Source organism: Castellaniella sp. FW104-7C03, assembly GCF_040276085.1.
Lineage (GTDB): Bacteria > Pseudomonadota > Gammaproteobacteria > Burkholderiales > Burkholderiaceae_B > Castellaniella.
In genome coordinates, this window is record NZ_JBELOK010000020.1 from 1 (window position 1) to 9,490 (window position 9,490).

A 9,490-nucleotide genomic window follows, 5' to 3' on the forward strand; every position below is an offset into this window, starting at 1 on the left:
TTGAATTGCTCATCGTACTTCGTCATGAAAAACACCCCAAAGGTTGGATCGGTGTCCAACTTTTGGGGTGCAGTTCAGCAGAACTGGCCTTTTTGATTGCATCCGCAATGGCGACAGCCTTAGTCTTCGCGCCTCAGGTGCGGAAACAGGATGACGTCGCGGATGTTGGCGCTGTCGGTGAGCATCATCACCAGGCGGTCGATGCCAATGCCACAGCCGCCGGTGGGGGGCATTCCGTATTCCAATGCGCGGACATAATCTGCGTCGTAGTACATGGCTTCCTCGTCGCCGGCGTCTTTGGCAACCACCTGTGCCTGAAACCGTGCGGCCTGGTCTTCGGGGTCGTTAAGCTCTGAAAACCCGTTGGCAATTTCACGCCCGCAGGCAAAGAGCTCGAAGCGCTCGGTGATGCCGGCCTGCGTGTCGGATGCACGGGCCAGGGGTGACACCTCGACAGGGTAGTCGATGATAAACGTTGGGTGCCAGAGTCGTGACTCGGCCGTTTCTTCAAACAAAGCCAGTTGCAGCGCACCCAGGCCCGCGTGAGACAGCACCGGGCCGCGGATATCCGCCCCCAGGCGGCCAAGCTCGGTACGCAAAAATGCTTCGTCTTCCAGCTGTGATGCGGTGTAGTTGGGGGCGTGCTTGAGGATTGCTTCGGTGATGGTCAAACGATCGAAAGCACGGCCAAGATCCAGGACCTGATCCTGATACGTCAGATCGGTGGTGCCGCACACACGCAGGGCGGTTTCCCGGATCAGTGATTCGGTGTAATCCATCAGCCAGCGATAATCCGTATAGGCTGCGTAAAACTCCATCATCGTAAATTCGGGATTGTGCCGCGGGCTGACGCCTTCGTTGCGGAAATTGCGGTTGATCTCAAAAACGCGCTCAAATCCGCCCACAATCAAACGCTTGAGGTAAAGCTCGGGGGCGATGCGCAGGTACATGTCCATGTCCAGCGCATTGTGATGCGTAATAAATGGCTTGGCTGCTGCGCCACCAGGGATAGGGTGCAGCATGGGTGTTTCCACTTCCAGGAAATCCGCGTCAGACATAATCTGCCGGATGGCCGTGACGATCTGGCTACGTGCAAGAAACGTATCACGCGTCTCCTGCGTCATGATGAGGTCTACGTAGCGCTGGCGATAACGCAGTTCTTGGTCGGCCACGCCGTGAAATTTATCAGGCAGGGGGCGCAGTGATTTGGAGAGCAGGCGTAAGGACTCTACCCGCAAAGACAGCTCGCCTTTGTGTGTCTTGAAGACTTGCCCCTCGGCGCCAAGGATATCGCCGATATCCCAGGATTTGAATGCAGCATAGACGTCATCGCCCAACACCCCGCGATCCAGATATAGCTGCAGCCGCCCACTGGCGTCCTGCAAGGTGGCAAAGCTGGCCTTGCCCATCACACGCTTGAGCATCATGCGCCCAGCGACGCAGGCCCGGCGATCAAGCGCCTGCAAGGCATCGGCGTCCAGGTCGTCGCAGTCCTGGTGCAAGGTGGCGGCGTGGCTGTCAGGATGGAAATCGTTTGGGTACGCGGGCCCCTGCTGGCGCAGGGTTGCCAGTTTGGCACGCCTTTCTGCAATCAGGCGATTTTCATCGGGGGCTTGGGATTCGGTCTGCGAGGTCATTGGTGTAGTCAGTAAAAAGTAAACCGGGGCAGGCAGCAGCAAGCCCCGGGGTAACGCCCGGGAGGAAATCCCTTACACGCCTTGTTTAAGGCTGGCAGTGATGAAGGGGTCGAGATCGCCGTCCAGTACCTTTTGGGTATTGGAAATTTCGACACCCGTGCGCAAATCTTTGATGCGGCTTTGATCCAGCACATAAGAGCGGATCTGGTGCCCCCAGCCCACATCGCTTTTGGAGTCTTCCAGCTTTTGCTGCTCGGCCATGCGATTGCGCATTTCGAGCTCGTACAGGCGGGATTTCAGCATCTGCATCGCTTCTGCCCGGTTGCGGTGCTGCGAGCGATCGTTTTGACACTGCACCACAATCCCCGTGGGGTTGTGAGTAATCCGTACGGCAGAATCGGTTTTGTTGATGTGCTGGCCACCCGCACCGCTGGCGCGATAGGTGTCAATACGCAAATCGGCCGGATTGATGTCGATCTCGAAGGAATCATCGATTTCCGGATACACGAATACACTGGCAAACGAGGTATGACGGCCGTTGGAGGAGTCGAAGGGGCTTTTGCGCACGAGCCGGTGTACGCCTGTTTCAGTGCGCAGCAACCCGTAGGCGTATTCGCCTTCGAATTTGATGGTGGCAGACTTGATGCCGGCTACTTCACCCTCGGATTCTTCGAGGACTTCGACCTTGAAGTCTTTGCGCTCGCCATAATGCAGATATTGGCGCAGCAGCATGGAAGCCCAGTCCTGGGCCTCTGTGCCCCCCGCGCCTGCCTGAATATCAATAAAGCAATTGAGGGGATCGGCGGGGTTGTCAAACATCCGGCGAAACTCGAGTGCTTCGAGGCTTTCGCGCAAACCATCGCAGTCGGACTCGATGGCCAGCAGAGTGGCATCATCGTCGTCGGCACTGGCGAGTTCGAAGAGATCTCGGGCGTCCAGCAAGCCTTGCTGCAGGTTGCTTAATGTCTGAACAACGGTTTCTAGGGATTTCTTTTCACGTCCGAGATCCTGGGCGTGCTGCGGATTGCTCCAGATATCGGGGTTTTCCAGCTCGGCATTGACTACCAGCAGGCGTTCGGCCTTGGCATCGTAGTCAAAGATACCTCCGGAGAATGGCCTGGCGTTCCAGATAGTCCTCGATGTGGGTGCTGATCTGGTTTTGGCGTTCGGCTTCCATGTGGGTTCCTGTGTGATCAATTGGGCGCATTGCTTGTGCAAGGCACCTGCATCAGCAGTGCCCGCAATAAACTGCGAAAATAATCTGCTATTTTAACGCGCCATAAACATCCTTGGGATGTCGGCCACTGGCTGGTACATTACCGGCTTGTCGGTGCTTTGTTACCGTAACCAGCAGGAGGCCGCGCATGGGCCCGCAGAAGTCACCCAATCAGAGCTCGGTGCCAGCCCCGGTGCGTGGCGCAGCGCTGCAAGGTCCGCCCGTTAACACCAGGCCCGTCACGACATCCCGTTTGGCCGGGATGTCGCCGGCGTACTTTGGCTTGGTGATGGCCACGGGTATCGTCTCGCTGGGCGCCAGCATGATGGATCGGCCGGTGATTGCGCAGGCCCTTTTCTATCTCAACATCGCGCAATATCTGGTGTTGTGCATATTGTATTTTTTGCGGGCGATGCGCTACCCGCGGCGTTTTTTCAGCGATATGGTCAGCCACCTGGTGGGGCCGGGCTATTTCACGGCAGTTGCCGCCACGGGCATTTTGTCCAGCCAGTTTATTGTGCAGGCAGGCAATATCACGATCGGTGTTGTCTTGTGGGCCCTGGCTGTGATTTTATGGGTATGCCTCACTTACACCATCTTTACCGCGTTTACGGTCAAGAACGAGAAACCCAGCCTGGCCGAGGGCATCAGCGGCGGCTGGTTGTTGTCGGTGGTGGCCACACAGTCTTTGGCCGTGTCCAGCGCTTTGGTGGCCGCCAACATCAGCCAGCCATATCGCCTTGAACTTAATTTGATGGCGCTGTCGATGTGGTTGTGGGGTGGCATGTTGTACATCTGGATGATGGCCCTGATTTTTTACCGCTATGTATTCTTTCGGCTGTCGCCCGGCGATCTGTCCCCGCCGTACTGGATCAACATGGGCGCCATGGCGATTTCTACCTTGGCCGGTTCTTTGCTGATTCTCAATGCGCCCGATGCCCCGTATCTGGTTTCTTTACTGCCGTTTCTCAAGGGCTTTACCGTACTGTACTGGGCCACGGGGTCTTGGTGGATCCCGATGCTGTTGCTCCTGGGGGTGTGGCGTTACGGGTTTCAGCGTTTTCCGTTTGTGTACGACCCCTTGTATTGGGGCGCCGTGTTTCCATTGGGCATGTATGCAGCCTGCACCTGGCAAATGAACCGTGCCATGGAGTTTGGCTTTCTGGCAGGCATGCCACGGTTGTTTTTGCATGTGGCGCTGTTTGCCTGGGCACTCACCTTTATCGGCATGGTGCGCTCGGTGCTGCGGCTGGGGCGTCATCGGGCGTCGGCCACGACGGGTACAAGCACCTAAGCCGGTACCGCACATCAATCAGACAACTCCAAGAAGAACACCATGAGATCGTCTAAAAAACATTTCCTCAAACGCCTTGTGCCCGTTGCTGTGGGGGCTGCCATGCTGGTAGCCATGACCGTACCCGTTTCAGTACAGGCCGAAGGCAGCCTGCACGTCTATAACTGGGGTGATTACATCAACCCCGAAGTTCTCAAGCGTTTCGGAGAAGAGTTCGACGTCAAGGTATCTCTGGATACTTATGGCACCAACGAAGAGATGCTGGCCAAGATCCAGGCGGGTGCCACAGGCTATGACATCGTGTTTCCGTCGGTGTGGATGCACGATGTGATGTTCAAACTGGGCTTGCTTGCCAAAACAGACATCAGCAGCCACCCAGGTTTCAAGAATATCGATCCGGCTTCTGTGCGCGCGCAAACCGATCCCAAAGCCGAGTACTGCCTGCCTTATGCTTGGGGTAGTGTGGGTATCGTCTACAACAAAAAAATGGTTGATAAGCCCATTGAAGGCTGGCAAGACTTTTTTGATCTGGCCAAGCAAGGCAAGAAGATCATTTTGCTGGATGACCCCCGCGAAACACTGGGCATTGGCCATATCATGAACGGTACTTCGGTCAACTCCACCAAAGAAGCCGAGGTCTCCGCGGCAGCAGACTACGTCATCGATAAATTGGACAATATCGCGGCCTTTACCTACGACAGCATCCCGCTGGTGCAATCGGGCGACGTCGCCGCCGCACATTGGTATGTCGGCGCCAATATTTTTGTCAATCAGATGCCGGATGTCCTGGCCTACGTGATTCCCAAAGAAGGGGCCACCATGTACCAGGAAGATATGTGTGTCCTGAAATCCGCGCCCAACAAAGACAACGCGATCAAGTTTCTGGATTTTTACATGCGCCCCGAGATCGCCGCATTAAATGTTCAGCAGCAAATGAATGGCACCCCAAACCTGCCGGCCATCAAGCTGATCCCCAAAGAAATTGCAGACAATCCCACCATGTACCCGCCTAAAGAGGTGATGGATCGCCTGCAGATCTTCCATGACCTGGGTCGTGATATCCGCATGTATACGCACGAGTGGAGGCGTGTCAAGGCTGCCGCGCAATAGGAAGCCTCATGGAACCAGCGCAGTCCGCCACGGCCCCCATCCTCGAGGTTCGCAATGCCCGCAAGCGGTTTAAAACGCCGGATGGGGGCGAGGTGGTGGCTTTGGATGACGTGTCCATCACGGTTCAACCCAACGAGTTCCTGACTTTGCTGGGGCCTTCGGGGTGTGGCAAAACCACCTTGTTGCGAGTCATTGCCGGTTTCGAAGATCTCGATTCAGGCGAGATTTTCATTGGCGGACAAAACATCAATGGCCAGCCGGCACACAAACGCCCGGTAAATACGGTGTTTCAGCGCTATGCCCTGTTTCCGCATCTTTCTGTGGCGCGCAATGTGGCTTACAGCCTTGAGGTAGCCCGCACTGGTAAGGCCGAGACTCGCCGGCGCGTCACTGAAATGCTTGAGCTGGTTGGTCTGGCTGGTTTTGCAGACCGGCATATCCAGCAATTGTCGGGAGGGCAGCAGCAGCGTGTGGCACTGGCTCGGGCGCTGATCTCCCAACCTAAAATTTTGCTGCTTGACGAGCCGCTCTCGGCGTTGGACAGGGCCTTGCGCAGTAAGATGCAGCGCGAGCTTAAAACGCTGCAAAATGAGCTTGGCATCTCGTTTGTATTTGTCACCCACGATCAGGAAGAAGCCTTGGCGATGTCAGATCGAATCGCAGTGCTGGGCCACGGAAAAGTGCAGCAGTTTGGGCCGTCTACGCAGTTGTATGATCAACCAGACAATGTCTTCACAGCGCGGTTTCTCGGAGAAAGCAATTTGTTGCCAGCCAGTGTGGTGGGCACGGATGCCCGTGGGTATACGCGGTTTCGTTTATTTGACGGACAAGAGCTTGCCCTGTCTTTACCAGTGTTGTCTTCAGCACAGCAGGGCAGGGTATCCGTAGATTCTTTGCCCGGTAGCCAGGTGCTGCTATTTATGCGGCCCGAGAAAATCTCCCTCAGATCTATCGGAGCAGACTGCCTGCAGTTTCATGGCCGGGTTCAGCAGACATTATTTGTGGGCGTCCACTATAAGGTGCTGCTGGATATCGGTGCGCCAGACTCTTTCAATGCCATTGTGGCAGCGGATCAGGCTGCGGACATTTCACTTGAGCCGGGTACCGCACTGACCTTTTGGGTGCCTCACAAAGGAGTGCGCCCTTTGGTCAGTGATGCGGGGACTCCATGAAACCGTCTGATGCCGTACGCCGCAGAAGGTCTCGCACTGTATTTGGCCTGTTGGCTGCACCCAGTGCGTTTTTGGCGGTGTTTTTCTTGGGCCCCCTGGCCATCATGCTGGTCTACAGCTGGCTTGAACCCGGCCTGTATGGTGGGGTTGAGTGGGTGTTTTATCACCTGAACTACGGCCGGATCTTCGGTTGGGCCAATACTCGCTACGAAACATTCGATCCTGTTTATCTGCAGGTTTTTTTGCGCTCTGTGTGGCTGGCTCTCAGCACGGTGGTGCTGTGCCTGGTGGTTTGCTATCCCGCTGTTTTCTGGATCAGCAGGCAGCCACCGGCACGTAAAAGATTATTTATTTTTCTTATTACCTTGCCATTTTTTGTCAGCCAGATTGTGCGTCTGTTTGCCTGGGTTTTGCTGCTGCGGCCCACCGGGTTTATCAACCAGGCGCTGATGGGAATAGGGCTGATCAGCAAACCCCTGGATCTGATCTACACCCAGTTCGCGGTCACTATCGGCATGGTGTATATTTTTGTGCCATTTATGTTTTTGCCGCTGTATGCCAGTGTCGAGAAGCTGGATATGTCTTTGGCGGAGGCCTCGTCTGATCTGGGGGCAAGCCGCTGGCAGACTTTCCATCGCGTGATTTTGCCCTTGACCATGCCGGGGGTGGTGGCGGGTTCCATCATCGTGTTTATTCCCAGCCTGGGTAACTTTATTGTGCCTTCTCTGCTGGGGGGCGCCAAGGTGTTGATGATTGGCAACCTGATTGAGCAGCAGTTTTTGTCGGCGCGCAATTGGCCGTTTGGCGCCGCCCTCAGCATGGTGGTCATGGCCTCCGTGCTGTTTTTATTGCTGGTTTATGTCCGTCATGTGTCGCGCAACGATACGCGACTGCAAGCCGCGGGCCAGGAGAGCTGAGATGGCAAGATCAGATTCAGGCCGTTACGCCCTGACGATATACAGCCTGCTTTTTTATGCCTTTCTGTATGCCCCCATTGTGCTGGTGGTGGGCTACTCCTTTAATTCCAACCCCGTCAACATGATGATCTGGGATGGTTTTACGCTGGACTGGTATCGCTCTATTTTTGGTATGAGCACTCAGCTCAGCGAATCCGCACTGTATGTTGAATCCACCAGCCAGCTGTATGCAGCAGTTAGAACCAGCCTGACAGCTGCCTTGTCGGCCAGTGCCATCTCCACCATTTTTGGTACCTGCATCGCACTGGCTGTGGCCCGTTACCGCTTTCGGTGTCGTGGTCTGTACAAGGCCTTGATGTATATGCCGATGATGATGCCCGATATCGTGTTGGGGATTTCGCTGCTGATTTTTTTTGTGTCGGTTGGCATCAATCTGAGTGTCTACACCATCATCATTGGCCACTGCACGTTTTTAAGCAGCTATGTATTCATTGTGGTCAGTGCGCGCCTGGCTGATATGGATGAGTCTCTGGAAGAAGCCTCTGCAGATCTTGGTGCCAATGGCTGGGAGACGTTTCGGCGGGTAACCCTGCCACTGATTTTGCCTGGAGTCGTGGGTGGCGGCGTGCTGGCTTTCATTATCTCCATGGATGATCTGGTAATTACCTATTTCATTGCAGGAGTAAATTCCACCACTTTGCCCGTGTTTATTTACGGGATGCTGCGCAGGGGTATCAAGCCGGAAATCAACGCCATTGCCACCGTGATGCTGTTGTTTTCCTTTCTTGTGGCTTCGGTGGGGCTGTTTTTACGCGCAAGAAGGAAATTTTGATGAACACAGAACATCGTACCGGCAGGGTGCCTGGTGCTGATCACCAGATGGGAGCACAACAGTCGCCGGCCCGTGGCAAGCGTTTGCGGGCTCGCGAGCTGGGCCTGCCCTTGCCAGGCAAGCCCGGGATCTATAACGCGATCACAGACGTGCCGGGCGTATTGGTAGGCTTCAATACTTTATCCTCCCAGGCAGACCCTACCTTGCAAACCGGTGCGCTTCCGGTACAAACCGGCGTGACTGCAATTTTGCCCGTAGGATTTGCCAGCCAGCCGCGCCCTGTGTGGGCAGGGCACTATGCGCTTAACGGCAACGGCGAGATGACCGGCACCCACTGGATCGCTGACGGTGGCTACTTTGTGGGCCCAATCCTGCTCACCAATACCCACGCGGTTGGCGCCGCCCATCAGGCCGCCACCCAATGGATCATCGATCAGTACCGTGGGCAATGGCATAAGCATCATTTATGGGCCATGCCCGTAGTGGCAGAAACCTACGACGGTGTGCTAAACGACATCAATGGCATGCACGTGCGCCCCGAGCACGCCCGGCAGGCGATTGATTCGGCGCACGGCGGCCAGTTGCCCGAAGGTAATGTGGGCGGTGGGGCGGGCATGATTGCCTATGAGTTCAAGGCGGGTACCGGGACGGCCTCACGGCAGGTAGCGCTTGCCGGGCAAACCTTTCATGTGGGGGCACTGGTACAAGCCAATCATGGTTTGCGGCCTTGGCTCACCGTGTGTGGTGTACCAGTGGGCCAGGAATTCACCGAAGACCGTATCCCGGAAATGAATCGCGAGCAAGGGTCAGTCGTCTGTATTCTGGCAACGGATATTCCGCTGCTACCCATGCAATTGCAGAAACTCGCACGTCGGGCTGCTCTGGGGATAGGCCGGGGCGGGACCCCGGGAGGAAACAGCTCTGGCGATATTTTTCTGGCCTTCAGTGTGGCCAATCCTATGCCTATCCAGCAGTTGTCCGGGCCGTGGGGACAACTGCAGTTTCTAAATGATTGCCTGCTGGACGAGGTGTATCTGGCCGCTATCGAAGCGGTTGAAGAGGCGATTCTAAATGCACTGCTGATGGCCCGGGACATACCCACTGCTCGCCCGGCGGGTGCGATTTGCCGGGCAATTGATGGGCATCGCCTGGCAGAGTGGGTTAAGGCGGGCCGCCACCCGGACAGCGGCCCGCAAGAGGCTTAGCCAAACAAGCCTGGCAGCCAGAGGGTGACAATAGGCACGTAGGTGATGAACACCAGGTAGATGAGCAGCAGCATCAACCAGGGCACTGCAGCCTTGATGACCTGGCC

General features: G+C 56.0%; 8 protein-coding genes. 6 read left to right on the top strand and 2 right to left on the bottom strand.

Going from position 1 to position 9,490, the window contains the following annotated elements; genetic code table 11:
• Positions 1-119 precede the first annotated feature (119 nt).
• Together lysS and prfB are read right to left on the bottom strand one after the other, a co-directional pair.
• Positions 120-1,637 (bottom strand): lysine--tRNA ligase, encoded by a 1,518-nt coding sequence (gene lysS, locus ABS758_RS14795; RefSeq protein WP_350384107.1) that lies wholly within the window; start codon positions 1,635-1,637, stop codon positions 120-122.
• 72 nt (positions 1,638-1,709) lie between these two features.
• Positions 1,710-2,814, bottom strand: a protein-coding gene (gene prfB / locus ABS758_RS14800; protein WP_350384108.1) for a peptide chain release factor 2 whose coding sequence is annotated in 2 segments (ribosomal slippage) — positions 1,710-2,732 and positions 2,734-2,814 — 1,104 coding nt in all. Because the reading frame shifts where the segments join, the coding sequence is not laid out codon by codon here.
• A gap of 187 nt (positions 2,815-3,001) precedes the next feature.
• On the opposite strand from prfB, the gene ABS758_RS14805 reads away from it, so the two are divergent.
• From ABS758_RS14805 to ABS758_RS14830, 6 genes are read left to right on the top strand one after another with little or no spacing between them, the layout of a single operon-like run.
• Positions 3,002-4,147, top strand: coding sequence for a tellurite resistance/C4-dicarboxylate transporter family protein (locus tag ABS758_RS14805; protein ID WP_492304525.1), 1,146 nt, complete (start codon positions 3,002-3,004; stop codon positions 4,145-4,147).
• A gap of 42 nt (positions 4,148-4,189) precedes the next feature.
• Positions 4,190-5,257: an ABC transporter substrate-binding protein gene (locus tag ABS758_RS14810; protein ID WP_350384110.1), complete on the top strand. Its 1,068-nt coding sequence runs from the start codon at positions 4,190-4,192 to the stop codon at positions 5,255-5,257.
• Between the two features lie 8 nt (positions 5,258-5,265).
• Positions 5,266-6,429 carry an ABC transporter ATP-binding protein gene (locus ABS758_RS14815; RefSeq protein ID WP_350384112.1) on the top strand — a complete coding sequence of 388 codons (1,164 nt, stop codon included), beginning with the start codon at positions 5,266-5,268 and terminating at the stop codon, positions 6,427-6,429.
• A complete protein-coding gene (locus ABS758_RS14820; RefSeq protein WP_350384114.1) occupies positions 6,426-7,346 on the top strand; it encodes an ABC transporter permease in 921 nt (306 codons plus the stop codon). Before ABS758_RS14815 ends, ABS758_RS14820 begins: the two co-directional genes overlap by 4 nt.
• A 1-nt stretch (position 7,347) precedes the next feature.
• Positions 7,348-8,178 carry an ABC transporter permease gene (locus ABS758_RS14825; protein WP_350384115.1) on the top strand — a complete coding sequence of 277 codons (831 nt, stop codon included), beginning with the start codon at positions 7,348-7,350 and terminating at the stop codon, positions 8,176-8,178.
• The gene (locus ABS758_RS14830; RefSeq protein ID WP_350384116.1) at positions 8,178-9,383 is read left to right on the top strand and encodes a DmpA family aminopeptidase; all 1,206 of its coding nucleotides are present in this window, start codon (positions 8,178-8,180) and stop codon (positions 9,381-9,383) included. The genes ABS758_RS14825 and ABS758_RS14830 overlap by 1 nt, the downstream gene beginning before the upstream one ends.
• Positions 9,384-9,490: the final 107 nt, after the last annotated feature.